Source organism: Mesorhizobium sp. M0522, from assembly GCF_040321085.1.
Classification (GTDB): domain Bacteria; phylum Pseudomonadota; class Alphaproteobacteria; order Rhizobiales; family Rhizobiaceae; genus Mesorhizobium.
Genome location: NZ_JAMYQW010000007.1, coordinates 24,386 through 49,149, shown reverse-complemented (window position 1 = coordinate 49,149; position 24,764 = coordinate 24,386). Strand labels below are relative to the sequence as shown.

Sequence of the window (24,764 nt, the reverse complement as noted above, 5' to 3'; positions counted from 1 at the left end):
TAGACCGAAATTAGGTGGCTAAGGGGCAGGGAAACATGGCAATTAATCCATTGAAGGCGTTTTTGTTCGCGGCTGGCGGCTCTGTCGCCGCGGCGGGAACCGCCTATGTATCGGGCGCGCTCGACCCGTATCTCAATTCTACCCGGCCTGCGGAGGTCGCGGCGCTGACGCCGCCGGCTTCGAAACCGGCCGCTCCGGCGACCGAGGGCCGCCTGCCGCCTGCGCCCGCCGCGTCCACCGATGCCGCAGCGCCCGCCGCGCCGGCCGCAGCAGGTGCAATCGTGCCGACCTTCGACATCGTGCGGGTCGAAAGCAACGGCTCGATCGTCGTCGCCGGCAATTCGGCGCCCAACGCCAAGGTAGAGATTCTTAACGGTTCGGCTGTGCTCGGCTCAACGGTCGCCGGCCCGGACGGCGCCTTTGCCATTATTCTCGACGATCCGCTGAAGCCCGGCGACTATACGATCACGCTGCGCTCTACGGCTGGCAATGTCGTGACCGCCTCGGCGCAGACCGCCGTCGTTTCGATCCCCCAGAATTCCACCGGCCAAGTGCTGGCAATGGTCGAGGAGCCGGGCAAGCCGTCCGAACTGCTCACTGTTCCGGCCCCTCAGGCGAAATCTGACGCCTCGCCGCCTGTCGGCGAACAGCCACCCGCCACCGGCACCGAATTGCCGGCTGCCGCAGCGCCGGCGCCAGCCGCCCCGGCGGCTGATGTTCCAGCAGCGCCTGCTCCTGCCGCGCCGGCCGCTGTTGAAGCCGCGCCGGCTCCGGCAGCACCCGCCACACCGGCAGCGCCCGCTACTCCCGCGGTGGAGCCGAAGATCGTCGTCGAAGCTGTCGAAATCGACGGCAACAAGATTTTCGTTGCCGGCCTCGCCGATCCCGGCCGCAAGGTGCGTGCCTATGCCAACGATATCCTGCTCGGTGACGCGAAGACCTCGCCCGACCGCCACTTCCTGGTCGAAGCGACACGCGACATCCCGGTCGGCACCTACACCATCCACGTCGATGCGCTCGACGCCGACGGCGTGACGGTGGTGGCCCGTGCGGCTGTGCCGTTCGAGCGCGAGCCTGGTGAGGCGGTTGCGGCCGTCGCGCCGGCCGAGCAGAAGCCTGCCGGGGTAAAACAAGCCGAGCCGAATGCTCCGGCGACCGAAGCCGCACCGGCAACGGCCGCCGAAACGCCCGCAACTGCCCCCGCTCCTACAACCGAGGCCCCGGCCGAAATGGCTGTCGCAACGCCTCCGGGCGAAACTCCCGAGACCGTGGCGCCAAAGCTCGAACATGCCGATGGCGCAGTCATCATCCGCCGCCATGACACGCTGTGGCGGATTTCGCGGCGGGTCTATGGCCAGGGCATGCGCTACTCGACCATCTATCTCGCCAACCAGGACCAGATCAGCAATCCGAACCGCATCTGGCCGGGGCAGGTGTTCAAGGTGCCGGAGAAATCGAAGGAAGGCGAGCCCGCCGATCTCAAGGCAATGGGCGACCAGATGACGACGGCGCCAGTCAAGACCGAATAGCCGTTCTGCCCATCAGGATAGCTTGCGGCAGGGCCAGTCATCGTTTATCGCCGATGGACGATGACCGAATCCCCGCTCGTAACGGACCGAAGCCGCGCAGCAGATGAACGCGCGCCGGCCAACTGCACGCCGGCCAACTGCATGCCGGATAGCCGCGCTGTCGCTGTCCGGCTCGCGGCCCTTTCGCATCCAGCGCGGATCGAAATTCTCAAACACCTTTCCGCAAGCCGTTCCTGCTGCTGTCGCGAGGTCGTCGAGCATCTCGACCTGGCGCAGTCCACCGTTTCCCAGCATTTGAAGATCCTGGTCGAGGCCGGGCTGATCCGCTTCGAGCCTGACCGCCAGCGCTCGCGCTATGAGCTCGACCGCGCCGCGCTCGCCGATGTTTCGGCATCGCTGGCCGCGCTGGTCGATTCCTGCTGCTCCGGCCGCTAAAATCATAAAGGTAAACAAGAATGGCCGAGAAAACCGTTTCCGCAGATTCCGGCTCGACCTTCAGAACGTTGCGTAATCTCTGGCCCTATATGTGGCCGGCCGACCGCGCCGACCTGAGGGCGCGCGTGGTGTGGGCAACCGTACTGCTGGTTGTCGCCAAGCTGACCCTGGTGGCCGGACCCTATTTCTTCAAATGGGCGACCGACGCACTGGCCGGCGATGGCAAATCGCCGCCGCCGCTGCCGGCCCTGCTGCTGGCGCCGGTCATGCTGGTCGTCGCCTACAATGCCGTGCGGCTGGTGCAGCTCGGCTTCAATCAGTTACGCGACGCCCTGTTTGCACGGGTCGGCCAGCATGCGGTGCGCCGGCTCGCCTTCCGCACCTTCGTGCACATGCACGAACTGTCGCTGCGCTTCCACCTCGAACGGCGCACCGGCGGACTGTCGCGCGTCATCGAGCGCGGCACCAAGGGCATCGAGACGATCGTCCGCTTCACCATGCTGGCGACGGCGCCGACAATCGTCGAATTTGCGCTCACCGCCGGCATCTTCGCCGTCACCTATGGCTGGCTATACGTCTTGGTGATTGCGGTCACGGTCTGGCTCTATGTCTGGTTCACCGTCAGGGCAAGCGATTGGCGTATTTCGATCCGCCGTGAGATGAACGAAAGCGACAATGAAGCCAGCACGAAGGCGATCGACTCGCTGCTCAACTACGAAACAGTCAAATATTTCAATAACGAAGCCATGGAGGCCGAGCGCTTCGACCGGTCCACGGCGCGCTATGAGTTGGCGGCGACCAGGACCTGGACCTCGCTTGGCTGGCTGAACTTCGGCCAAGGTGTGATCTTCGGTATCGGCATGACCGTCGTCATGGTGATGTCGGCGCTCGAGGTGAAGGCGGGCACACAGAGCGTCGGCGATTTCGTCTTCGTCAACGCCATGCTCATGCAGCTTTCGGTGCCGCTGAATTTCATCGGCATGATCTACCGCGAAATTCGCCAGGGCCTGACCGACATCGAAAACATGTTCGATCTGCTCGACGTCAAGCGTGAGATCGTCGATCGGCCGGGCGCCAAGCCGCTGGTCGTCGATGCCGGCAGGGTCGAGTTCCGCGACGTACATTTTTCCTACGACCCCAACCGCAAGATCCTGAAGGGCATCAGCTTCGAGGTGCCAGCCGGCAAGACGGTGGCCATCGTCGGCCCCTCCGGAGCCGGCAAGTCGACCATTTCGCGGCTTTTGTTTCGCTTCTACGACATCCAGCGCGGCAAGATTCTGATCGACGGCCATGACATTCGCGACGTGACGCAGGAGAGCTTGCGCGCTGCCATCGGCATGGTGCCGCAGGACACGGTGCTGTTTAACGACACCATCGCCTACAACATCCGCTACGGCCGCGTCGGCGCCAGCGAGGAGGATGTGCGCAAGGCGGCAGAACTGGCCCAGATCGGACCGTTCATCGAGCGGCTGCCCGACGGCTATCGCTCAATGGTCGGCGAGCGCGGATTAAAACTGTCCGGCGGCGAGAAGCAGCGGGTGGCGATTGCCCGCACCATTTTGAAGGCACCGCCGATCCTGATGCTCGACGAGGCGACCTCGGCGCTGGACAGCCACACCGAGCAGGAGATCCAGGCGGCACTCGACCTGGTCAGCCAGGGCCGCACCACCCTCGTCATCGCCCATCGGCTGTCCACAGTGATTTCGGCCGACGAGATCATCGTCCTGCAGGATGGCCAGATCGCCGAGCGCGGCACCCATGTCGCCTTGATAGCCAAGCGCGGCCTTTATGCATCGATGTGGGACCGCCAGCGCGAGGCAAGCGAGGCCGAGGAGCGGCTGCGCATTGCCCGCGAAAGCGACGAGTTCGGCGTCGTCGTCCGCCGCCGCACCTCGGAGGTGAGCTGAAAATTCGTGCTTGACCTCAACTTAAGTTGAGATCGTAGGCCGTTTTGGATCGCAGCAAGATGCGTCGTTCAAAAACGGAGACAATCGATATGAATGGGATAAATCAGGCAGTTAGTGGCGGCAGTGTATTCCGGGTGGACAAGTTTGTCGTTCCGGCCAACGCCCGCGAGGAGATTCTTGCCAAGGTCCGGATGACGCATGAATTGCTGCGCCAGCAGCAAGGGTTCGTCCAGGATTTCCTGCTCGAGCAATTCTCGGGGCCGGGCGAGTTCAACCTCGTAACCATTGTCGAATGGGAAGGGCAGGCCGCTGTCGACAAGGTCGTGCCGATCATCAAGGCTGCGCATGAGCGCAGCGGCTTCAATCCTCAGGAGACCATTGCGCGACTTGGCGTCAAGGCCGATATTGCCAACTATCAGCGGATTCCCGGGATGTAAGCTCTCTACGGCCAGCCGGCGCCCGGCGCAGTAGCGTCGACGCTGAGCACTTGGCCGGTACGGGCATCGCTGATCATATGTTCGAAGCCGCGCCATTCGGCTGCGACGATGAACAGCGTTTTTCCCTCGCTGCCGCCGAGCATGCAGGCAAAGCAGCCGCGGTCGACATCGACACTTTCGAGCATCGCGCCGCCCTCGCGCACCCGCACGCAATGCCGGTTCGGAACGTCGGCATACCAGGCCGCACCTTCGGCATCGAGGCAGATGCCGTCGGGAAAACCGTTGCCGAGATTGGCCCAGATCCTGCGGTTGGAAAGGCCACCATCGGCAGCGATGTCGAAGGCGGTCAGCCGGTTGGCGTGGGACTCGGCAACGATAAGCGTCTTGTTGTCAGGCGTCACCGCCATGCCATTGGCGAAGGCGAGGTTCTCAGCCACCTGCTGAACCGAGCCGTCAGGCGCGACCAGCACGATGGCGCCGGGGCCGAAATGCTGGCCGGGACCCGGAGCGGGCCCACCACCATTGACGTAGATGTTGCCGCGTCCATCGACGACGATCTCGTTCCACGGGCTCTTTGATAGTTGTCTCAGATCGGCATGGGTGACCAATGTCCCGTCTGCCTCCTGCCTGAGGATCAGCCCTTCGCGGCCGGACACGACAAGCAGGCGCCCGTCCGGCAGCCAGTCAATGGAATAGGGCAGGGTGGCCGGCACGGTGAGCGCGATCTCGCTGTTGCCTAGGGCGTCAACGGCGATGATCTGGCCTGTGCCCCAGTTGCAGAACCACAGCCGGCCATCGTGCCAGCGCGGTGACTCGCCGAAGGCCAAGCCGTTCATCACCACTTGCACTTGCCTAGCTGCTGATTTCTGCATGGGCCGAGAACCTCCGGGTTTGCGCAAATCGTCATGGCCGAAAGGCCGATGAGAGGCGCTGTCTTGCCAAGGACGGGCGAGAGTGCTGCGTTCCGACAATCGCAATGAACATTTCCGGTTGATCACTTCGGCAGTCCGGATGCTGCTAACGGCATCCTGAAACGGCGGCGACCGCCACCCCCCGAGCGCTCTCATTGTCGCGTTGCGACCGCGGGGTGTTTCCGCTATTGAGGCCGGACTTGGAACCAAGGTTGCCCTCATCCATGAGCCTCGTTGACACGATCAAGAATGCGTTCGTTCCGATCCATCGCGAGGGTTATCCCTTTATCGCTGCATTCGGCGCGGCGACGCTCTTTCTTGGCTATTTCTCCTCGACCCTGTTCTGGATCGGTCTCATCCTGACGGCCTGGTGCACCTATTTCTTCCGCGATCCCGAGCGTGTCACGCCGATCGATGACCGGCTGGTTGTCAGCCCGGCCGACGGCATCGTTTCGGCGGTTGGCCCGGCCGTGCCGCCGCGCGAGCTTGGCCTCGGCGGCGGCGAAATGACCCGCATCTCGGTATTCATGAACGTCTTTTCCTGCCACGTTAACCGCTCTCCGGTGCGTGGCCGCATTTCCAGGATCGAGCATCGGCCAGGAAAATTCCTTAACGCCGAACTCGACAAGGCAAGCACCGAGAACGAGCGCAACGGGCTGGTCATCGAAAGCCCCAATGGAACGGTCGCCGCGGTACAGATTGCCGGCCTGGTGGCGCGGCGCATCGTCTGCTGGGCCGAGCCCGGCGGCGCCATCGGCACCGGCGAGCGCTTCGGGCTGATCCGCTTTGGCTCGCGCGTCGATGTATTCCTGCCCTCGACCGCGACGCCGCGTGTCGCCGTCGGCCAGACCGCAGTTGGCGGTGAGACGGTGCTGGCGGAATTCGGCGGCGTTGCCGCAACGCCGCTAGTGCGGATCTCCTGACCGGTGGCGCCGCCGTTCAAGAAATTCGAGGCGCATGGCGGCGGTGGCCCGCGCATTCGCGAAATCCCGATGCGCATGGTGCTGCCCAATCTGGTCACGGTGCTCGCCATCTGCGCCGGCCTGTCCGGTATTCGCTTCGGCTTCGAGGGCCGCTTCGAGCCAGCGGTGGTGATGGTGCTGCTCGCCGCCTTCCTCGATGGTATCGACGGCCGTCTGGCGCGAATGCTGAAGGCGACTTCCAAATTCGGCGCCCAGATGGATTCGCTGGCCGATATCGTCAATTTCGGCGTGGCACCGGCGCTGGTGCTCTATGCCTTTCTGCTCGACAGGGCAGGTTCGCCGGGCTGGATCGCCGCGCTGCTGTTCACCATCGCCTGTGGGATGAGGCTTGCCCGTTTCAACGTGCTCGACGAAGAGCTCGACCGTCCGCAGTGGCAGACCGAATATTTCGTCGGCGTGCCGGCGCCGGCGGGTGCGGTGCTGGTGATGCTGCCGCTCTATCTGTTCTTCCTCAGGCTTGGGCTTGAACCCAGCCGCCTGGCAGCCTTCATTGCCACCGGCTTTACAATATTGGTGGCGTTCCTGCTGGTCAGCAGACTGCCCGTCTATTCCGGCAAGAGCGTCAGGATACCGGGCGACAGGGTGCTGCCGATCATCCTCGCAGTCGTCCTCTACGTCCTGCTTTTGATGACCTATCCCTGGTATACGCTGACGGCCTCGGTTGCCGGCTATCTGGTCTTCTTGCCGTTCAGCGTGCGCGCCTATTCGAGACGCGCCAAGCGCGAAGGCGAGAAGGTGCCCTCCTCGGATATTGGTTGACAGATTTGGTGCCAGTTCGCGTTGCGCCTGGCAGTGCATGATCCGAAAAGGGTCGTCCGTTTAGACTCAGGACCGGCTCACACAGCGCGCCGCTGTGGAATGCACCTCAAAAACCCCGTTTTCGGAACTTGCTGGGCGGCTAGACCGTTTGTGTTTGGTAGGTCCGTCTGAGCGGCTGCTCGTGGTACGTCGTCTACGTCGCGCAAGCTGCCGCATCGGGCGCAGAACCATCGGAAACGAGGAGAAATGGCTGTCATCCTCATCGGCGTGTTACTGACTGTCGCCGGCCTCGTCTATATGGCGGTAGCAGCCATCATGCGCGGGCGGCTTAGTGAACCGACCGCTGTCTCCACCGCGCCGGACAGTCCGACGCCCAATCTCGCAACACCAGGTCCAACCCTGGAGCCGCGGCGGCGCGGGCTCCGTTTTCTCGGCCTGTCGCAGAACTGGCCGGGCCTGCTGATGATGGCCGTCGGCGCCATTCTGCTGTTGTCGGTGGTGGTCTTCTAATGCATTCGCGCAAAAGTGTGCAGCGGTTTTGCGATAACGGCATGCATAAAAGCAAGAATCTAAAGCGCGTCGCACAAGGCCGGTCGAACGCGACGCGCTTTAGAGTTCTCGACAGCAAACCTCAGGCGGCTGCGCTCAGTCCCAGCCTCTCGAGTGCCAGCTTTCTAGTCGAGACATAGTCGGTCTTGCCGGAGCCCAGTACAGGGATCTCCTCGACCTTGACGATGTCGTTCGGCACCATCAGTTCGGCCGCGCCGGCTTTTTTGCCGAATTCGCGCAATTCGTGGGGATCGGCATTGTCGGCGGTGGTGACCAGAACGAGGCGCTCGCCGCGCCGCTTGTCCGGCACCGCTACCACGGCGTGATGCTCTTCCGGCCACAGCGACTGCACCAGCATCTCGACCGCACCAAGCGATACCATCTCGCCGGCTATCTTGGCGAAGCGCTTGGCGCGGCCGCGAATGGTGATGAAGCCTTCGCGGTCGACCGAAACGATATCGCCGGTGTCGTGCCAGCCTTCGAGCGGCTGCAGCTCGCCAGGCCGGTCGCCGGTCATGTAGCCCATCATCAGGTTCGGCCCGTCGAGCCACAGCCGGCCGGCGTCGCTGATGCCTTCGACCGGTTCGAGTTTCATGCGCATGGCCGGCAGCAGCCGCCCGACCGTTCCATCGCGGCCGTGGATGGCGGTGTTGACGGCAACCACTGGTGCGGCCTCGGTCAAGCCAAAACCTTCCATGATCTCGGCCTGGAAGCGCTCGCGGTAAACGCGGCGCGTCTCCGGCTTCACCGCCTCGGCACCGGCCACGACGAAGCGCAGGCTGGAAAAATCGCCCTCCTTGGCGGTGCGGGCATAGTTGGCGAGGAACGTGTCGGTGCCGAACATCACCGTCGGCCGGACCTTGCGCGCCACCTCCGGAATAAGTTTGTAGTGGAGCGGTGACGGGTAGAGGAACAGCTTTACTCCGGTGACCAGCGGCAGGATGGTGCCGCCGGTCAGCCCGAACGAGTGGAACACCGGCAGCACGTTGAGCAGGATATCGGCCGGCGAGATGGTGATGCGAGCTTCCGCCTGCATCGCATTGGCAAGAAGGTTCCGGTGCGACAGCACCACGGCCTTGGGCGTGCCTTCCGAGCCGGAGGTGAACAGGATCACCGCCGGCTTGGCTGCATCCTGGCGCTGCAACGGCCAGCGCCACAGCAAGCCGGCTGCGGCCTTGTCCAGCACGGTCACGCTTGCGCGGACATCCTCCAGCCACAGCAGTTTCGCCCCGCCTTTTTCTACCGCCTCGACAATGTCGGCGAGGTTGGCCTTTTCGACAAAGGCGCGTGAGGAGACCACGGTGCGGATCATTGCCGTGCGGACGGCGGCGGTGACGCTGGCCGGGCCGGCGGTATAGTTGATCATTGCTGCCACCCGCGCAGCCGACAGAAGTCCGACGAACGACAGCACAACGCCATTGGCGTTGGGCAAGAGCAGCCCAACCGCTTCGCCCGGCGCTGTTATTGCCTCGAACCGTCGGCCCAAAACCCTGGCGCCGATGAACACTTTCCGGTAGCTCAGGGCACCGCCAATGACGTCCTCGATTATTGGGTGCGAAGCGCCAACACGGTCGGCCGCATCGCGCATGGCGAGGAACAGCCCTCGGTCGAGATCACTGCCGAAAAGCCTGGCCTCGGCGAAGCGATCAAACAGCGCATTGGTGTTGGAGGCCTGATCTGGGTTCCGCGCCACCAGCTCGGCGATCGTCATCGGCTCCAGCACGCTGATCGACAGCTCCGGAAACCAATGGCGCGGCGCCTTGTCCGCCGGCGTCAGCGACGCCGGCAGGCTGCGTGCGCCGGCAACGAAGACCGGCACGATACGGGCGTCGGCCTGCATGGCGATACGGGTGATGGCGCGAAACAACCGAAACGACTTGACGTCTGGCTCGACCGCATCCGGCAGGTAAACGGCGAGCCGGCCCTTGCCCTTCAGCACCCGCACCAATCTGCGGCTGACGAAGACATGCTCGGCGTTGAAGGCGATGGTGCGGCCGAGCTCGCGCCACGGCTCCAGCCACGGCGATCTGGCCGAAGCCTGGTCGAGGATGTGCAGCGTGTCCTCCGGCAGCAGCGACAGCATCAGCGCCGGCTCGATGCGTGACTGATGCCAGATGACATAGATGACCGGGGCCACCGACCTGCGCGCAATCTTGATGCGCTCGTCGCTGATCCGGTAGGCGAGCTTGAACGGCACGTAGAGCAGCGCCTGGCTCAAACGCAGGCCGAGGCGGAACTTCTCCACCACGCCGATCAGCAGCCAGGCCGCGACAAGACCCGCAAGCAGCGCCAGTGTCAGGATCATCGCCGCATCTCCCAACGATCTCACGTCACGGCTCTTCAGTGGCCGCTTCGGGTGAGAACCTAGCCGAAGTTGGATCAACGTCAATGCGGCTCCATTTTTCCTTCTTGATTCGGCTCGGCTGCCTATCGCAGCTACGCCGCTTTCATCCTTCCGCTGATGAAGCGGAATTCCTGCGTCTTGCCGCCAAAGCCATAGGCGGCTGCAGGCACTTCATGCACGAGGGCGTAGCTTTCCTCATGCACCTTACCCAGCAGCCGGCCGAATGCCGCGAAAATTGCCTGCAGATACGCCTCCAGTTCGAGCTTGGTGTTGGTGCCGTCGACAACCTTGATGTCGAGCCAGGCCGTGTTGGTGCCATGCTCGGCCAGCGACTTGCCGCCGGCGAACCAGTGCTCGGGGTCGTGATAGGAAATGGCAACAGCTGTGATCGACGCGTCCTTGCGCAGATGCGTGGCCGTCAGTTCGGTCACTTCCTTGGCAATGGCGGCGGACAAAGCGGTATCGGGCTTGCCGGTAACGCTGATATTGATGATCGGCATATTTCTTCTCCTCGGTTTCAAGCGGCGCCTCTTCGCCGTCGAGAAAATCATGCCATCGTCCTTTGATCAAAAAAATCGAATTGTTTTTGATAAACACTTTGATAGTATCGAATTATGCAGATGTTCGATCCCGACCTCCTCAAGACTTTCCTCGCTTTCGTCGATGGCGGTTCCCTGGCGCGGGCCGCGTCGATCGTCGGTCGCTCGCCGTCCGCAGTGACCGCGCAGATGCAGCGGCTGGAGGATGTTGTCGGCGAACCGCTGCTGGTGCCGCAGGGGCGAGGGCGCGGCCTGACGCCGGCAGGCGAGGATCTGATCGTTCACGCGCGTCGCATCCTTGCCGCGCACCGCGAGGCGTGGCTGGCCCTCAAAGGCGCGCACGCCGACGGGCGCGTCGCCATCGGCACCACGCAGGATTTCGCCGACAGCGGCTTGCCGCAGCTTCTCAGGGCTTTTGCTGTCAGCCATCCGCGCGTCAGGATCGAACTGCGCGTCGGCCGTTCCGCCGAACTGGCGCAGGCTTTGCAGGCCGGCACCCTTGATCTGGCCATTGCCATGCGGCAGGTGCCGACACGGGACGAGGTCGGTGTGCTCAAGGAACCAATGATCTGGCTTTGCTCACAGAACGGGCTGGCCACCCGCCACGACGAACTGCCCTTGGCGCTGCTCGATCCCCATTGCGGGTTTCGCGAAGCGGCGACCAGTGCACTCGATGCGGCCGGCCGTCGCTACCGCATTGCTGCCGGCAGTGCCAGCCTTGCCGGCCTGCGCACGGCGGTGCACGCCGGCATCGCCTTGACGTTGAGGACGGCGCGCTTCGCTCATTCCGGCATCGTCGAGGCGCCGCGCGATCTTGATCTGCCGCCGGTGCCGGTCGCCGAATTCGCCGTCCGCTTGCGTGAGGATGCCGACCGGCCGGCGCAGGATCTGGCCGCGTTGTTCAGCGGCAACCTGGCCTTGGCCAATCGAGCCAGCAAAGAAAAAGCCGACCTTGCGGTCGGCTTCTAAGTAGGACGGGCCGAGGGGTTTGGGGGGACTTGGGGTGGCCCGTCGCAGCCATAATGCCTGAGCCCTATGATGGTTCCATGACTTTTCAAATTAATTTTCAGGACCGGATTTCTCGTGATCGGACCACCAACTCGCGCTCGGACGCGGCGAGGATTAGTCATGCATCCGCTGCGCGCTGCCTGGCCATCAGCCAGTCGCGGCCGGCGTGAGCGAACACCGCGCAAAGCACGATGGCGCCACCGACCATGCTGGCTGCCGGCGGGATCTCCGCCAGGAACAGGAAGGCAAACAGGATCGCGAATGGCACTTCAGTTGAACCCAGCAATCCGGACTCGGCCGCCGGAATAAGCCGGGTACCCTCCGTCCACAGGATCGAAGCCAGCGCGAACGAGGCGCCGAAGGTGGCTAGAAGCACAGCGTCCCTGGCCGAGACAGCCAGCGGATCGGCGACGAACCAGCCGAGCACGAACAGAAGGAATGCCGACACCGCACCCGCCCACACCACCGGCGTGTCGCGGAAGGCGCGCACCATGATCATGTAGAGCGCGCTGCCGATCGTCATCAGCAGCGCCAGCCCGTCGCCGAACAAATGGCCGGTGCCGAAGCCGGACCAGACCATGATTGCCACACCGCATAGTGACACAGCAGCGGCGGCAAGCGTCTGCAGCCGGAACGGCTCGTGGACCAACAGGAGGGCCAGCACCGCGGTGACGAACGGGGCCGTGGCATAGATGATCGCGACATTGGCGACAAACGTGAACTTGAACGCCGAGATAAAGGCGATGCTCGCGAGCGCGCCCTCGATCGCCAGCAGCCAGCCTCGCCAGCCGAGCCGCAAGCTGTCGCGACCGCCGGAGCGCTGGCGGCGCCATAGGACATAGAGGCTGATCAGGATCGAGCCGACGAAGCCGCGCCAGCAGGTAATGGTCAGCGGGTCGGCATGGATCGATTTGGTCAGCACGCCGGTGAGGCCGAAGACGGCCGCCGATGCCGAGACCAGGATGATGCCGAGGGTACGCTCGCGGGCGCTTTCCACTGTGCATGGCATGTCCAGCGATCCCGTCATCTCACCAGCCTACGCTGCCCCTTCCTGACACCATAGTGTCAGCTTGAGGCGTCCTGCATCGAAAACAGCAAGTAGGCAGCCCCGGTGAACAGGATTCCGGCAAGAACCCGTTCGCGGGTTTCCACGATGGCGATGTCGGCCATATGTCCGGCGGCCTTACGAATGTGTTGCGAGAGACGGTGTGAAGGCGTTGGATGCTCGCCGTATCGTTAGACTATACGGGCGAAACCCTGCCAAGCGCTACGCCAGTGGAGACTTGCGTTTGGGCAGGCGGCATCGCCGTTAGGCAGCGAAGCCAGGCAACTATGGGAGAGAAACGAAATGGACGCGATTGCATTGAAGGCCATGCAGGCGCCGCTGAAGGTGGCCTATCGCGACGACGCCTCGCGCGCGCTGATTACTCTCCGCGCCAAAGGCTCGATCGACGACCAATCGATCGCCTGCAAGGTCGAGACAGGCAGGGCGATCGCCATTGCCGGGCTGCATCCGGCGACCGGCGGCACCGGGCTCGAACTCTGCTCCGGCGACATGCTGCTGGAGGCACTGGTGGCTTGCGCCGGCGTCACGCTGAAGGCTGTAGCGACGGCGCTGGAATTCAAGCTTGGGGCCGCCACGGTGGAAGCCGAAGGCGACCTAGACTTTCGCGGCACGCTTGGCGTGGCAAAGGATGCGCCGGTTGGCTTCCGCGCCATCCGGCTGACATTTGGCCTCGACACCGACGAGCCGCAGGAGCGCATCGATGCGCTGCTCAAGCTGACCGAGCGCTACTGCGTCGTGTTCCAGACCATCAGCCAGAAGCCGGAGCTGACGGTAAGCGCGCGACGCTGACGATCTCCCCCCTTGAGGGGGAGATGTCGCCGAAGGCGACAGAGGGGTTGTCTCGCGTGAAGCGCCAACCGCTGCAGCAGGCCGAGCCCGGTCGGACCAACCCCCGCTGGCCTGTCGGCCATCTCCCCCTCAAGGGGGAGATCACGCTGTCCTACTGCGCCGACGGCTCCTCGGCGTCGCCCTCGTCGGCGAAGGGCGAGGCGCTCGGCACGCACTGCACCGACCAGCCGGCCGGCGTCGGTTGCTTCTGGTATTCGGTTATGGCGAAGGCGCACTGTTCGCGGGTGTCGAATGTGCTGGGCAGCACGACCATGCCGCCTTGCGGGCCGGCGATCACCAGATACCAGACTAACGCTACGCTCGGTGCCGCCATGAGTATTTCCTCGCTCTGCTTGTTTTGGGAGTCGCACGATCCTAGCAACTCCGGCCCAGCGGCGAAAGCTGGGCCAAAGCGCGGCGTTAAGCCACGGCATCACAGCCACGTGATGTCGGGTCGTTTTGGTTCAGTTCACCGCAAAACAATAGAACAGGCCGTCGCCGCCGGTGCCCTTCAGCGCTTCCTGGCTGCAGCCACCGCGTGACGCATGCGAGGAATTCCACGATTTGGCGGCTGCCGAATCATCGAGGCCGGTACGATCGTGATGACCCATCATCGCCACACCTTCTGCTCCGCTCAGCGTCCAGTCGCCGCAGGTCTGGTCGGCTATTTTCGTGCCATCCGGCTTGGAGCCGGTCAACACGTCGTGCCGGTTGGGCGTGTCGCCGCGGCCGCTGACCATTTGGCCCTTTTCGTCGAGTGCCGTCTGTTTGGTGATGGCGTTGGCATCGCTATGCAGGGAAGCGACATCATCGGCGATCTTGACGCCCTTGGCGTTGAACCACGGGCCTTTGCCGATACGGTCGCGTGCATCGGTATCGCTGGTCGAGAGATAGGCGCGCCATGTCTTGCCGGTAACGCCCGCGGCTTCGGCCAGTGAACTACAATGGGCGTCGGCGCCGTCGAGACCGCCGAGATCGGCGCCTTTGCCGGAGCCGACGCTGGTGACGAAAAAGCTCATCGTTGCCTCCTGCGACGACGCGGCGCCGATCACTGCAAGCAGCGCGGTGGCAGTCAAGAGAAGCAGTCTCCGCATATGGTCCTCCGTTTCTCGAATTGTGGCACCCGAACAACGTTGGTGCCGGCGCAATTCTTCCGGCAAAATGCGATGTGTGGCTACTCCGGCTGCCGGTAGGCGACAAAGCGATTGTGCTTGGCCTGGAAGATCAGCCCGGTCTCCTTGAGCGTAGGGCTGGCCAGCGGCACGATACGCTTGGCAATCTCCGAAGGGTGCGGCAGTGTTTCAGGATCCTCGCCGGGTACGGCCTGCGCCCGCATCGCGGTGCGCGTTGCCCCGGGATCGGCGGCATTGACCCTGAGCGGCAGGTTTTCGGTCTCATGCGCCCATGAACGCGTCATGGCCTCGACCGCCGCCTTCGACGCCGCATAAGGCGCCCAGAAGGCGCGTGCGGAGTGGGCAAGGCTGGAGCTCAGCACGATAGCACGGCCGGCATCGGAAAGCCTGAGCAGCGGGTCGACCGAGCGGATCAGCCGCCATGTTGCGGTGACGTTGATGGTCATCACCTTCTCGAAGGTCTTGGCCTCGACATGGCCGATCGGGGCGATGACGCCGAGCACAGCGGCGTTGGCGACCAGTATGTCGAGCTTGCCCCAGCGCTCGTGGATGGCGCCGCCCAGCCGGTCGATCCCCGCCATGTCGGCAAGATCGAGCGGTACCAGCGTCGCCTGTCCGCCACCTGCCTTGATCTGGTCGTCGAGTTCTTCCAACCCGCCGACGGTGCGAGCAACCGCAATCACATGCGCACCGGCCGCGGCAAGCTCCCTGGCGATGAAATAGCCGATACCGCGCGAGGCGCCGGTGACGACCGCGACGCGGCCGGAGAGGTCAAGGGCAGAAATCATGAGGTCACTCTGAAGATCAAAGGTTACGGAGACCAGCTACTATCATAACCGGTCGGAAACCAGATTCCCCGACGCAGGTAATGGCCGATATTCGGCCTGACATGGTTCTGGTCCAGGGTGTCCAGATCGGGGATGATCTCGATCCTGTAGGCGGTTGGAAATTTTCCGCTGGCAAACAACCGTGTTTTGGCGAGATCTACCGCATCCGTTTCGTCTTCTGCGGTGATGCCGACGCCCATCGGAAAACCGTGGCGGCGTCCTGCTTCAAAATCCAGCCAGAACAGCTTCAGCATTGAAGCAGCGTCTGCTAAGACCCGCCGGCCGCTAACAGCGACAGCGTGCGCACATTGTCGGAGCCTTCGAAGTCGGCAAGCCGGGTCGGATACTGGCCGGTGAAGCAGGCGTCGCAGAATTGCGGCTGCTCGTTGTCGCGGCCGGCCTCGCCGACGGCGCGGTAGAGCCCGTCGATCGACAGGAAGCCGAGCGAATCGACGCGGATGAACTCGGCCATCTCCTCCACCGACATGCGCGACGCCAGCAGCTTCGACTTTTCCGGTGTGTCGACGCCGTAAAAGCAGGAGGCGCGCGTCGGCGGCGAAGCGATGCGCATATGCACTTCCTTGGCGCCGGCATCGCGCACCATCTGGACGATCTTCTGGCTGGTGGTGCCGCGCACGATCGAATCGTCCACCAGCACCACGCGCTTGCCTTCGATCATGCGGCGGTTGGCGTTGTGCTTGAGCTTGACACCCATGTGGCGGATCGAATCGCCGGGCTGGATGAAGGTGCGGCCAACATAGTGATTGCGGATGATGCCGAGCTCGAACGGAATGCCCGCGGCCTGCGAAAAGCCGATCGCCGCCGGCGTGCCCGAATCCGGCACCGGCACGACGATGTCGGCCTCGACCGGACTTTCCTGCGCCAGCTCGGCGCCGATGCGCTTGCGCACTTCATAGACGTTGCGGCCTTCGACCGACGAATCCGGCCGCGCGAAATAGACATATTCGAAGATGCAGAAGCGGGTCTTCTGCGGCTCGAACGGGAACAGGCTTTCGATGCCCTTGCTGGTGACGACGACCATTTCGCCGGGCTTCAGGTCGCGCACGAAACGCGCACCGATAATATCGAGCGCGCAGGTCTCGGAGGCGAGAATCCAGGCGCCGTCGAGATCGCCGAGCACCAGCGGGCGGATGCCGAGCGGGTCGCGGCAACCGATCATCTTCTTGGACGTCATCGCCACCAGCGAGAAGGCGCCTTCGACTTGGCGCACCGCATCGATGAAGCGCGAATTCAGGTCGCGCTCTTTGCTGGTGGCAACCAGGTGCAGGAGCGTTTCGGTGTCGGAGGTGGAAGAGAAGATGGCGCCTTGCTTCTGCAGGGCGCGCTGAACGGTCATGGCGTTGGTGAGATTGCCGTTATGGGCGACGGCAAAGCCGCCATCGGCAAGTTCGGCGAAGAAAGGCTGGATATTGCGCAGACCGGCGCCGCCGGTGGTGGCATAGCGTGTGTGGCCGATGGCACGGTTGCCCTGCAGGCTGTCGATGACACGCTGCTTAGTAAAGGTGTCGCCGATCAGGCCGACATGGCGTTCGACATGGAATTGGGTGCCGTCATAGGAAACGATGCCGGCCGCTTCCTGGCCTCGATGCTGCAACGCATGCAGACCGAGCGTTACGATGGCTGCGGCGTCCTGCCGGCCGAAAATGCCGAACACGCCGCATTCGTCGTGGAAATGGTCGTCGGCTTCGGCGGAAAGCACGTCGTCTGCGTCTGCCACTGAGGCTGCCATTGGGGCTCAAGCTCCGCTAAAGTCGCCATATAAGGTCATAGCGCATCGAAAGCAACGCACGTCGTGCGGCGTTCACATGATCGACAGTCTTGAGCCTCGCAAGTCTGTCGAAATCAGTTTGCCGGCGCCGGGTTTGCAGGTGCCGGCGTCGCGGGCGCATTGTCGGCCGGCGGCGCATCGCTGTCGTCGGGTGCCGGAGCAGTGGCGTCGTCGCCGGCGGCAGGGGCTTCCGCTGCAGGCGCGTCGGGGGCCAGAGGCGTCTCGGTGGCCGGCTGATTCGGATTGAGCTTGTTGAGGATGGCGTTTTCCGGATCCTCGGGCAGCAGGCTTTCGAGCTTGGCGCCGATCGATTCGAGCAACGGCTTTGACTTGGCGTTGGCAATCCAGCCTGGAGCCTTGGCGCCGGCCAGCCAATTGAAGAAAAGCAGCGCGACAGCGACGACCAGGATGCCGCGCGCCGCGCCATAGAGGAAGCCAAGTGTACGATCGAGCGCGCCGATCCTGGAATCGATGATCCAGTCGGCGAGCTTCATGGTGATGACCGAAACGACGATCAGCGCGACAATGAAGACGATACCGGCGGCCGCCGCCATGGCGGCCTTTTCGTTGTCGACATAGGGCTGAATGTAAGGCAGCACCGGCTTGTAGAAGAAGAAGGCGGCGGCCGCGGCGGCTGCCCAGGAGATGATCGACAGGATCTCGCGCGAAAAGCCGCGAACCATAGCGAGCATCGCCGAGACCAGGGTGAAGCCGACGAGAATTCCGTCAAGCAGCGTAATCGGCATGTTTTTCGCCCCACTCCGATCTCTTTTTCACGACTCGACGAGCCGCATCACTCTTGCTCGTCGGCGCGGCTGCGCCGAGAGCCGGCTATGCGCGCCACGAGATCGGCAAGCTCGGTGGGCTGGAAAGCGCCGGCTCCGATCCCCCCGACCCCATTACCACCAACAAGTTCCTCGCTGCCCAAGGGCAGAACCGCGCGTCCGAAACCCAGCTTTTCGGCTTCCTTGAGGCGCTGCTGCGCATGCGCAACCGGCCTCACCGCACCCGAAAGGCTGATTTCGCCGAAATAGACGCAATCGGCGGGAAGGGCAAGACCGGTGAGCGAGGAAACCAGTGCCGCCGCCACCGCCAGGTCGGCCGCCGGCTCCGAAATGCGGTAGCCGCCGGCAACGTTGAGATAGACGTCGTGCGTGCCGAAGCGGACGCCGCAATGGGCTTCCAGAACCGCCAGGATCATCGACAGCCGGGCACCGTCCCAGCCGACGACGGCGCGGCGCGGTGTGCCGAGCGACGATGGCGCTACGAGCGCCTGGATCTCGACCAGCACCGGCCGTGTGCCTTCCATGCCGGCGAAAACCGCCGCACCCGGCGACTTCGCGTGGCGTTCACCGAGGAAAAGCTCGGACGGGTTGGCGACTTCCCTCAAGCCCTTGTCCGACATTTCGAAGACGCCGATCTCGTCGGTTGGCCCGAATCGATTCTTGACCGTGCGCAGGATGCGGTAGTGGTGGCCGCCTTCGCCTTCGAAATAGAGCACCGCGTCGACCATGTGCTCGACAACGCGTGGGCCGGCGATCTGGCCCTCCTTGGTGACGTGGCCGACCAGAACGATCGCCGCCCCTGTGGATTTTGCATAGCGGATCATCGCCTGGGCGGCGGCACGCACCTGGGTCACCGTGCCGGGCGCCGAATCGGCCATATCGGTCCACAGCGTCTGGATCGAATCGAGAATGACCAGATCCGGCCGCTTGCCATCGGCGATGGTGGCGAGGATGTCCTCGACATTGGTTTCGGCGGCGAGCTCGACCGGGGTGTCGGCGACGCCGAGCCGCTGGGCGCGCAGCCTGATCTGCGCGACCGCCTCTTCGCCCGAGACATAGACGATGCGGTGGCCCTTTGCCGCCAGCGCGGCCGCGGCCTGGGTGAGCAGCGTCGACTTGCCGATGCCGGGATCGCCGCCGACCAGCAGCGCCGAGCCGCGCACGAAGCCGCCGCCGGTGGCGCGGTCGAGTTCGCCGATGCCGGAGACGATGCGCGGCGCGTCCTCGATGTCGCCGGAGAGGCTGGTCAGCACCACCGCGCGGCCCTTGCGTGCATTGCGCGTACTGGCCGGGCCGGAACCTATGCCGCCTGACGTGCCTTCCTCGACCAGCGTGTTCCACTCGCCGCAGGCATCGCATTTGCCGGCCCAGCGCTGATGCACCGAACCGCAATTCTGGCAGATGAACTGAATGCGGGATTTGGCCATCAGGCGCGGCCTGCGGCAATTGAAAGACAGGTCGGCGGGACAGCGCCCCCCTCTGTCCTGCCGGACATCTCCCCCTCAAGGGGGAAGATTGGCAGCTCCGATATTGCCGCACATCTAGCAGCATTGACGATTGCCGAAAGCCGAAATGACATCCGATCTCCCCCCTTGAGGGGGAGATGTCCGGCAGGACAGAGGGGGGTGCGAAGGAATGAGACCTGTATCAAGAGGTCACTCGAACCGATCCGGCAAATGATGCTCTTCCGCAAGGTCCGAGAAGCGGGTGAATTCGCCCTGGAAGGCGAGGCTGACCGATCCCGTTGGGCCGTGGCGCTGTTTGGCGACGATGACCTCGGCCTTACCGCGCATCTCGTTCATCTCGTGTTCCCATTTGATGTATTCGTCGGTGCCCGGCTTCGGCTCGCGGTTCTTCAGATAATATTCCTCGCGGTAGACGAACAGCACCACGTCGGCGTCCTGCTCGATGGAGCCCGATTCGCGCAGATCCGAAAGCTGCGGGCGCTTGTCGTCGCGGCTCTCGACCTGGCGCGACAGCTGCGACAGCGCGATGATCGGCACCGCCAGCTCCTTGGCTAGTGCCTTGAGGCCGGTGGTGATCTCGGTGATTTCCTGGACGCGGTTTTGCGAGGATTTCGCGCTCGATCCCTGCATCAGCTGGATATAGTCGATAACGATGACGTCGAGGCCGCGCTGGCGCTTCAGGCGACGCGCGCGGGCCGACAGCTGAGCGATGGAAATTCCGCCGGTCTGGTCGATGAACAGCGGGATTTTCTGCATTGTCTGCGAGCAGGCGACCAGCTTTTCAAAATCCATCTCGCTGATCTCGCCGCGCCGGATTTTCGACGACGGGATTTCCGTCTGTTCGGAAATAATGCGGGTGGCCAGCTGTTCGGATGACATTTCGAGCGAAAAGAAGCCGACGACGCCGCCATTGGCCGCCTTGAACGAGCCGTCCGCCTGCTGCGCCGGGACATAGGCCTCGGCGATGTTGAAGGCGATATTGGTGGCGAGCGAGGTCTTGCCCATGCCGGGGCGGCCGGCAATGATGATCAGGTCGGACGACTGCAGGCCGCCCATGCGGCGGTCGAGATCGCGCAAGCCGGTAGCAACGCCCGACAAATGCCCGTCGCGCATATAAGCCGCATTGGCCATGTCGACCGCCGTCTTGACGGCATCGGTGAAGCTCTCGAAGCCGCCATCGTAGCGGCCGGTTTCGGCCAATTCGAACAGGCGCCGCTCGGCATCCTCGATCTGGTCGGAGGGCGACATGTCGACCGGCGCGTCATAGGCGATGTTGACCATGTCCTCGCCGACAGTGATTAGCGCGCGCCGCGTCGCCAGATCGTAGATGGCGCGGCCATAGTCGGTGGCGTTGACGACGGTGACGGCCTCGACCGCCAACCGCACGACATATTGCGCCACCGTCATGTCGCCGACCTTCTCGTCGGCCGGCAGGAAGGTCTTCAGCGTGATCGGCGTCGCGATCTTGCCCATGCGGATGAGCTCGGCCGCGACCTCGAAGATCTTTCTATGCAGCGGCTCGTAGAAATGGCCGGCCTTCAGGAAGTCGGAGACGCGGTAGAAGGCATCGTTGTTGACCAGTATGGCGCCGAGCAGCGCCTGCTCGGCCTCGATATTGTTCGGCGCCTCGCGATAGAGCGGTGTTTCCGCCACGCCGAATTTTCGTGCTGCCTCTGCCATGATGTCCCCGGTCCTGATCCCCGTCTCTCGATATCAGAACGAGACAAGTCGGTGATGACTTATCTGCATCAGTCCCAAACCAACCAACTTTGATGCCCGCGATTCACAGCCAGGATCTTTCGGTGGAAAGAATCTCGATTGACTCGAATCAAGATGGCGAGCCTAGCCGTTCTCAGGCGAGAACAAAACAGGAAAATAGCTGCCGGTCATTCCGGCAAGGCATCACCCCAATCCAGTCGCCGCGCGGCCTTGAACGTCTCGCCGTCGCGCTTGGTGAACAGTCGCTCGGCAGCACCCCCATCCTGTTCGCAAAGCTTCAGCAAGACCTTGCCGGAGCCCGACTTCGGCGGTGCGATCACTCGCGCTCGAGGCGGAGCGGCCGGATGGCGGGAGGCCGCGACAAAGATGAATTTCTCGTCCTCCCACGGCACCTCGGCATCCTTGGCCAGACGGTGTAGGCGCGAGCGGGCGACGCGGCGGGCGAAATGGCACCAGTCGGGGGCGACGAGCGGACAGGGCGCCTCATGCGGGCAGGGCGCAAGCACGTGCGCGCCCGCCTCGATCAGCTGCCGCCGCACGGCAAGAATACGCTGCCAGCCGGCCGGCGTGCCCGGCTCGACCACCAGCAGCGTGTCTGCGGTCAGCTGCCAGAGCCGGTCGATGAGTTTTGCCAGCGATGCCGGCGCGATCTCATCCAGCACATAGGCTGAAGTCACCAACTCGGCCGGCTCCAGATCGACCACCAGGTCGATGGTGATGTCGCCGGTCCGCCAGGCGGTCCTGGCCGTGATCGCATCCGCGGCAAGTGCTTCGCCGACCCTTCGTACCGCGGCGCCGGCCTCGAGTAGCACCGCCTGTTCGAGATCCGGCCAGAGATTGATTGTGGCCCAAAGCACCGTGCCAGGGCCGGCGCCGACATCGAGCAAGGTCTTCGGAGCATAGTCGGGCCGAGACTCGCCCACCGCATCGAGGCTGGCGCGAACGGCCGCGTAGGTCGCCGGTAGCCGCGTTGCCAGATAGGCCTTCACCGCCATGTCTTCGGCCATGTGCAGGCGACCGTCGCGCAGCTCTGCGCGGTAGCGGTCCGACAGCGTCTTTGCCGCTTGCTTAAGCATCGGCAACGGCACCTGTTCGAGAAGGCGGTCGACGCCTTGTCTAAGCGGGACGGGCAGTTCCATCGCTTAGGCAGTCCGAGGTGCGAGCAGAATGACCGAGGCGCCAACGATGCAGATCGCGGCACCGGCAAGATCCCAGCGGTCGGGGTGCACGCCTTCCGCCAGCCACAACCAGGCCAGCGAGGCGGCAATGTAGATGCCGCCATAGGCGGCATAGGCCCGGCCCGCCGCGCTGGTGTCGACCAGCGCCAGCAGCCACGCGAATAGCACGAGCGAGACGAGACCGGGCGCCAACCACAGCGGCGACTTGTCCAGTCGCCACCACGCCCAGAACGAAAAGCAGCCGGCGATCTCGGCAAGTGCGGCGGCGACGTAGAGGAGGTAGGTCATGAAGGTCCTGCGTTGACGGGACCCTTTTCAGCGTGCCGGCCGGCAATGACAAGTGGCAATGGCGTGATGCCGGCAGTCTACTCCGGATCCGCCACCTTGCGGCGGCGAGTGGGCTTGGCCACCGGAGCCTTTTCGCGACGTCCAAGATCGCGCATCTCCAGCGCCTTCTCGCAACTGGCCATGTAGTCGCGCGTCATCGGCAGCGTGTCGTTCTTCTTGGCAATCTGGATCTGGAAGATCACCAGATCCTGCCAGCGGAAGGCAGCTTCCGAGGCGGCAAGATAGAACTCCCACATGCGGCAGAAGCGCTCGTCATAAATCGCCTTGGCCTTGTCGCGGTTGGCCGCGAAGCGCTCGCCCCAATGCTTCAGTGTCTCGGCATAATGCAGCCGCAGAACCTCGATATCGGTGACGACGAGCCCCGATTTTTCGATGGCCGGCATCACTTCGGATAGCGACGGGATGTAGCCGCCCGGGAAGATGTACTTGCGGATGAAGGCGCTGGTTGCCCACGGCACGCCGGAGCGGCCGATCGTGTGCAGCAGCATGACGCCGTCCGGCTTCAGCAGCGTCGCCGACTTGTCGAAGAAGGTGCGGAAATGATTGACCCCGACATGCTCGAACATGCCGACGGAGACGATGCGGTCGAAACGCTCATTGAGCTCGCGATAGTCCTTGATGTCGAAATGCACCCGGTTTTGCAGGCCTTGCGCATGGGCGCGGTCGGTGGCGACGCCGTGCTGCTCGGTCGACAGCGTCACGCCTTGCACGTCGACGTCGAACGCCTTGGCTAGATAGAGCCCAAGCCCACCCCAGCCGGAGCCGATATCAAGAACCGTCTGGCCGGCCTTCAGCCTGAGCTTGGCGGCGATATGGCGCTTCTTGGCCGCTTGTGCCTCGTCGAGCGTCATGTCCGGCTGCTCGAAATAGGCGCAGGAATATTGCATGTCCTCATCGAGGAAGAGGCGGTAGAGGTCGCCCGACAGATCGTAATGGCGCTGCACGTTGCGGCGCGCCCGCGACGCCGTGTTGATCTGCTGCAGGCGCCGGAAGGCGTGGCGCAGACCTTCGATCGCCTTCGACCAGGTGGCATCGATACCGCCGCTGCCCATGTTCTGGAAGGCAATCCGCATCACCCCCAGCACGCCGCCCTCGAGAATGTCGAGTTCACCGTCCATGTAGGCTTCTGGCACCGCCAGCATCGGATCGAAGGTTATTGCGCGCTCGGCATGCCTTGTCTTGATGTGCATGTGCACCGGCTCGCCGCTGCCGTCACCGAAAGTCACCATCGAGCCTTGCGGCCCTGTCACCTTGAGATTGCCTATGCGGACCAGGCGGTCGAGAACGCGTTTCAGCAGAATATTCATGACCAATTGTCCCCTCTCGGCCAGACATGCTGTCCTATTCTGCATCAAGATATAGGGGTTCGAAAAGTTCCATTTGGCATAAAAATGCCCGGGTACGAGGCCCGGGCATTGGTCCAGAATAGCGATTAGCCGGCGAATGCCGACGAATGACGATCAGCGGTTGTCTTCGCCGCCTTCGAACTCCGCATTCGGATCGAAGAAGTTTTCCGGCCGCGCATTATCGTTGATGTCCTCGCCGTAGATGGCTTCGGCGGTGGTCAGTGTTTCGCCCTTGGCCTGGCGCTCGGCTTCGTCGGCCGTGCGGGCAATGTTGAGCGTGATGGTAACCTCGACTTCCGGGTGCAGCGCGATCGCCACATTGGTGACGCCGATGGTCTTGATTGGCTGGTTGAGCAGGATCTGGTTGCGGTTGACCGAAAAACCTTCCGCCGTCACCAGCTCGGCGATGTCGCGCGTCGAGACCGAACCATAAAGCTGACCGGTTTCGCCAGCCGAGCGCACGGCGATGAAGCTCTTGCCGTCGAGCTTTTCTGCAATCTGCGCGGCTTCGGACTTGCGCTCCAGGTTGCGGGCTTCGAGCTGGGCCCGCTGTCCCTCGAACTTCTTCTTGTTAGCTTCGTTGGCGCGCAGCGCCTTGCCTTGCGGCAGCAGGAAATTGCGGGCGAACCCGTCCTTGACCTTGACGGTATCGCCCATCTGGCCGAGGCGGGAAACGCGTTCGAGAAGAATGACTTCCATGGTTTTGTTCCTTCGCTTGGGCACCTATCCTCAGGATCGGCGCCGAATTGTCTGGAACAGGTCAGGAAGCTGGGGCGTCATCGCCTGTGTCGCTGTCCTGCCTGTCGCGGCAGTTAGGATCTCTTGTCGAAATCCAACCCGGGATTTGATGTTCGATCCGGCTACGACCGTCGTGGCCG

Annotated in this window: 25 protein-coding genes; 9 read left to right on the top strand and 16 right to left on the bottom strand. The window is 63.5% G+C overall.

Annotation, left to right across the window (positions count from 1 at the left end):
• Window positions 1–35 precede the first annotated feature (35 nt).
• The 4 genes from NKI58_RS11060 (at window position 36) to NKI58_RS11045 (ending at window position 4,308) form a co-directional block, all read left to right on the top strand.
• Entirely contained in the window at window positions 36–1,529 is a 1,494-nt protein-coding gene (locus NKI58_RS11060; RefSeq protein WP_352785893.1) for a LysM peptidoglycan-binding domain-containing protein, read from the top strand.
• 60 nt (window positions 1,530–1,589) lie between these two features.
• The gene (locus NKI58_RS11055) at window positions 1,590–1,964 is read left to right on the top strand and encodes an ArsR/SmtB family transcription factor (RefSeq protein ID WP_352637880.1); all 375 of its coding nucleotides are present in this window, start codon (window positions 1,590–1,592) and stop codon (window positions 1,962–1,964) included.
• A gap of 20 nt (window positions 1,965–1,984) precedes the next feature.
• Window positions 1,985–3,871 carry an ABCB family ABC transporter ATP-binding protein/permease gene (locus NKI58_RS11050; RefSeq protein WP_352785896.1) on the top strand — a complete coding sequence of 629 codons (1,887 nt, stop codon included), beginning with the start codon at window positions 1,985–1,987 and terminating at the stop codon, window positions 3,869–3,871.
• Window positions 3,872–3,960: 89 nt separating this feature from the next.
• Entirely contained in the window at window positions 3,961–4,308 is a 348-nt protein-coding gene (locus NKI58_RS11045) for an antibiotic biosynthesis monooxygenase (protein WP_254820223.1), read from the top strand.
• Window positions 4,309–4,313: 5 nt separating this feature from the next.
• Here the strand turns inward: NKI58_RS11045 and NKI58_RS11040 are convergent, their stop codons facing one another.
• Window positions 4,314–5,180: an SMP-30/gluconolactonase/LRE family protein gene (locus NKI58_RS11040; RefSeq protein ID WP_352785899.1), complete on the bottom strand. Its 867-nt coding sequence runs from the start codon at window positions 5,178–5,180 to the stop codon at window positions 4,314–4,316.
• Between the two features lie 263 nt (window positions 5,181–5,443).
• Here NKI58_RS11040 and NKI58_RS11035 point away from each other — a divergent pair, with 263 nt between their 5' ends.
• From NKI58_RS11035 to NKI58_RS11025, 3 genes are all read left to right on the top strand, one after another.
• Window positions 5,444–6,142, top strand: coding sequence for a phosphatidylserine decarboxylase (locus NKI58_RS11035; protein WP_352706675.1), 699 nt, complete (start codon window positions 5,444–5,446; stop codon window positions 6,140–6,142).
• Between the two features lie 3 nt (window positions 6,143–6,145).
• Window positions 6,146–6,961, top strand: coding sequence for a CDP-alcohol phosphatidyltransferase family protein (locus NKI58_RS11030; RefSeq protein ID WP_023677728.1), 816 nt, complete (start codon window positions 6,146–6,148; stop codon window positions 6,959–6,961).
• A 246-nt stretch (window positions 6,962–7,207) separates the two neighbouring features.
• Window positions 7,208–7,471 carry a hypothetical protein gene (locus NKI58_RS11025; RefSeq protein ID WP_352592069.1) on the top strand — a complete coding sequence of 88 codons (264 nt, stop codon included), beginning with the start codon at window positions 7,208–7,210 and terminating at the stop codon, window positions 7,469–7,471.
• A 121-nt stretch (window positions 7,472–7,592) separates the two neighbouring features.
• Here NKI58_RS11025 and NKI58_RS11020 read toward each other — a convergent pair whose 3' ends face one another.
• Both NKI58_RS11020 and NKI58_RS11015 read right to left on the bottom strand, forming a co-directional pair.
• Window positions 7,593–9,815, bottom strand: a complete 2,223-nt coding sequence (locus NKI58_RS11020; RefSeq protein ID WP_352785903.1) for an AMP-binding protein — start codon at window positions 9,813–9,815, stop codon at window positions 7,593–7,595.
• A gap of 131 nt (window positions 9,816–9,946) precedes the next feature.
• On the bottom strand, window positions 9,947–10,354 hold the full coding sequence (locus NKI58_RS11015) for a tautomerase family protein (RefSeq protein WP_352785906.1): 408 nt from the start codon (window positions 10,352–10,354) through the stop codon (window positions 9,947–9,949).
• Between the two features lie 114 nt (window positions 10,355–10,468).
• Here NKI58_RS11015 and NKI58_RS11010 point away from each other — a divergent pair, with 114 nt between their 5' ends.
• Window positions 10,469–11,362 carry a LysR substrate-binding domain-containing protein gene (locus tag NKI58_RS11010; RefSeq protein WP_352637885.1) on the top strand — a complete coding sequence of 298 codons (894 nt, stop codon included), beginning with the start codon at window positions 10,469–10,471 and terminating at the stop codon, window positions 11,360–11,362.
• Window positions 11,363–11,519: 157 nt separating this feature from the next.
• Here NKI58_RS11010 and NKI58_RS11005 read toward each other — a convergent pair whose 3' ends face one another.
• Entirely contained in the window at window positions 11,520–12,428 is a 909-nt protein-coding gene (locus NKI58_RS11005; protein WP_502898811.1) for a DMT family transporter, read from the bottom strand.
• Window positions 12,429–12,749: 321 nt separating this feature from the next.
• Here NKI58_RS11005 and NKI58_RS11000 point away from each other — a divergent pair, with 321 nt between their 5' ends.
• Entirely contained in the window at window positions 12,750–13,256 is a 507-nt protein-coding gene (locus NKI58_RS11000; RefSeq protein WP_352448969.1) for an OsmC family protein, read from the top strand.
• Between the two features lie 151 nt (window positions 13,257–13,407).
• Here NKI58_RS11000 and NKI58_RS10995 read toward each other — a convergent pair whose 3' ends face one another.
• From NKI58_RS10995 to rplI, 12 genes are all read right to left on the bottom strand, one after another.
• Window positions 13,408–13,629 (bottom strand): hypothetical protein, encoded by a 222-nt coding sequence (locus tag NKI58_RS10995; RefSeq protein WP_254820234.1) that lies wholly within the window; start codon window positions 13,627–13,629, stop codon window positions 13,408–13,410.
• A 130-nt stretch (window positions 13,630–13,759) separates the two neighbouring features.
• Window positions 13,760–14,389: a hypothetical protein gene (locus tag NKI58_RS10990; protein ID WP_352785909.1), complete on the bottom strand. Its 630-nt coding sequence runs from the start codon at window positions 14,387–14,389 to the stop codon at window positions 13,760–13,762.
• Between the two features lie 80 nt (window positions 14,390–14,469).
• Window positions 14,470–15,216, bottom strand: a complete 747-nt coding sequence (locus NKI58_RS10985; RefSeq protein ID WP_352647445.1) for an SDR family NAD(P)-dependent oxidoreductase — start codon at window positions 15,214–15,216, stop codon at window positions 14,470–14,472.
• Window positions 15,217–15,239: 23 nt separating this feature from the next.
• Window positions 15,240–15,509: a hypothetical protein gene (locus tag NKI58_RS10980; protein ID WP_352637891.1), complete on the bottom strand. Its 270-nt coding sequence runs from the start codon at window positions 15,507–15,509 to the stop codon at window positions 15,240–15,242.
• 14 nt (window positions 15,510–15,523) lie between these two features.
• Complete coding sequence (gene purF / locus NKI58_RS10975; RefSeq protein WP_023677717.1) at window positions 15,524–16,993, bottom strand: amidophosphoribosyltransferase; 1,470 nt, start codon at window positions 16,991–16,993, stop codon at window positions 15,524–15,526.
• 125 nt (window positions 16,994–17,118) lie between these two features.
• Window positions 17,119–17,790, bottom strand: coding sequence for a CvpA family protein (locus NKI58_RS10970; protein ID WP_023677716.1), 672 nt, complete (start codon window positions 17,788–17,790; stop codon window positions 17,119–17,121).
• 47 nt (window positions 17,791–17,837) lie between these two features.
• Window positions 17,838–19,256: a DNA repair protein RadA gene (radA, locus tag NKI58_RS10965; protein ID WP_352785912.1), complete on the bottom strand. Its 1,419-nt coding sequence runs from the start codon at window positions 19,254–19,256 to the stop codon at window positions 17,838–17,840.
• Window positions 19,257–19,484: 228 nt separating this feature from the next.
• Window positions 19,485–20,975: a replicative DNA helicase gene (locus NKI58_RS10960; protein ID WP_352592085.1), complete on the bottom strand. Its 1,491-nt coding sequence runs from the start codon at window positions 20,973–20,975 to the stop codon at window positions 19,485–19,487.
• 206 nt (window positions 20,976–21,181) lie between these two features.
• Window positions 21,182–22,153 carry a small ribosomal subunit Rsm22 family protein gene (locus tag NKI58_RS10955; RefSeq protein WP_352785914.1) on the bottom strand — a complete coding sequence of 324 codons (972 nt, stop codon included), beginning with the start codon at window positions 22,151–22,153 and terminating at the stop codon, window positions 21,182–21,184.
• 3 nt (window positions 22,154–22,156) lie between these two features.
• A complete protein-coding gene (locus tag NKI58_RS10950; RefSeq protein WP_352467171.1) occupies window positions 22,157–22,480 on the bottom strand; it encodes a YnfA family protein in 324 nt (107 codons plus the stop codon).
• A 77-nt stretch (window positions 22,481–22,557) separates the two neighbouring features.
• A complete protein-coding gene (locus NKI58_RS10945; RefSeq protein WP_352569676.1) occupies window positions 22,558–23,847 on the bottom strand; it encodes a cyclopropane fatty acid synthase in 1,290 nt (429 codons plus the stop codon).
• A gap of 153 nt (window positions 23,848–24,000) precedes the next feature.
• On the bottom strand, window positions 24,001–24,585 hold the full coding sequence (rplI, locus tag NKI58_RS10940; protein WP_352785918.1) for a 50S ribosomal protein L9: 585 nt from the start codon (window positions 24,583–24,585) through the stop codon (window positions 24,001–24,003).
• Window positions 24,586–24,764 lie beyond the last annotated feature (179 nt).

Bases quoted from the DNA above. Each gene is read 5' to 3' on its own strand.
- NKI58_RS11060 (WP_352785893.1), top strand. From the start codon at position 36: ATGGCAATTAATCCATTGAAGGCGTTTTTGTTCGCGGCTGGCGGCTCT.
- NKI58_RS11055 (WP_352637880.1), top strand. From the start codon at position 1,590: ATGACCGAATCCCCGCTCGTAACGGACCGAAGCCGCGCAGCAGATGAA.
- NKI58_RS11050 (WP_352785896.1), top strand. From the start codon at position 1,985: ATGGCCGAGAAAACCGTTTCCGCAGATTCCGGCTCGACCTTCAGAACG.
- NKI58_RS11045 (WP_254820223.1), top strand. From the start codon at position 3,961: ATGAATGGGATAAATCAGGCAGTTAGTGGCGGCAGTGTATTCCGGGTG.
- NKI58_RS11040 (WP_352785899.1), bottom strand. From the start codon at position 5,180: ATGCAGAAATCAGCAGCTAGGCAAGTGCAAGTGGTGATGAACGGCTTG.
- NKI58_RS11035 (WP_352706675.1), top strand. From the start codon at position 5,444: ATGAGCCTCGTTGACACGATCAAGAATGCGTTCGTTCCGATCCATCGC.
- NKI58_RS11025 (WP_352592069.1), top strand. From the start codon at position 7,208: ATGGCTGTCATCCTCATCGGCGTGTTACTGACTGTCGCCGGCCTCGTC.
- NKI58_RS11020 (WP_352785903.1), bottom strand. From the start codon at position 9,815: ATGATCCTGACACTGGCGCTGCTTGCGGGTCTTGTCGCGGCCTGGCTG.
- NKI58_RS11015 (WP_352785906.1), bottom strand. From the start codon at position 10,354: ATGCCGATCATCAATATCAGCGTTACCGGCAAGCCCGATACCGCTTTG.
- NKI58_RS11010 (WP_352637885.1), top strand. From the start codon at position 10,469: ATGCAGATGTTCGATCCCGACCTCCTCAAGACTTTCCTCGCTTTCGTC.
- NKI58_RS11005 (WP_502898811.1), bottom strand. From the start codon at position 12,428: ATGACGGGATCGCTGGACATGCCATGCACAGTGGAAAGCGCCCGCGAG.
- NKI58_RS11000 (WP_352448969.1), top strand. From the start codon at position 12,750: ATGGACGCGATTGCATTGAAGGCCATGCAGGCGCCGCTGAAGGTGGCC.
- NKI58_RS10995 (WP_254820234.1), bottom strand. From the start codon at position 13,629: ATGGCGGCACCGAGCGTAGCGTTAGTCTGGTATCTGGTGATCGCCGGC.
- NKI58_RS10990 (WP_352785909.1), bottom strand. From the start codon at position 14,389: ATGCGGAGACTGCTTCTCTTGACTGCCACCGCGCTGCTTGCAGTGATC.
- NKI58_RS10985 (WP_352647445.1), bottom strand. From the start codon at position 15,216: ATGATTTCTGCCCTTGACCTCTCCGGCCGCGTCGCGGTCGTCACCGGC.
- NKI58_RS10980 (WP_352637891.1), bottom strand. From the start codon at position 15,509: ATGCTGAAGCTGTTCTGGCTGGATTTTGAAGCAGGACGCCGCCACGGT.
- NKI58_RS10970 (WP_023677716.1), bottom strand. From the start codon at position 17,790: ATGCCGATTACGCTGCTTGACGGAATTCTCGTCGGCTTCACCCTGGTC.
- radA (WP_352785912.1), bottom strand. From the start codon at position 19,256: ATGGCCAAATCCCGCATTCAGTTCATCTGCCAGAATTGCGGTTCGGTG.
- NKI58_RS10960 (WP_352592085.1), bottom strand. From the start codon at position 20,975: ATGGCAGAGGCAGCACGAAAATTCGGCGTGGCGGAAACACCGCTCTAT.
- NKI58_RS10955 (WP_352785914.1), bottom strand. From the start codon at position 22,153: ATGGAACTGCCCGTCCCGCTTAGACAAGGCGTCGACCGCCTTCTCGAA.
- NKI58_RS10950 (WP_352467171.1), bottom strand. From the start codon at position 22,480: ATGACCTACCTCCTCTACGTCGCCGCCGCACTTGCCGAGATCGCCGGC.
- NKI58_RS10945 (WP_352569676.1), bottom strand. From the start codon at position 23,847: ATGAATATTCTGCTGAAACGCGTTCTCGACCGCCTGGTCCGCATAGGC.
- rplI (WP_352785918.1), bottom strand. From the start codon at position 24,585: ATGGAAGTCATTCTTCTCGAACGCGTTTCCCGCCTCGGCCAGATGGGC.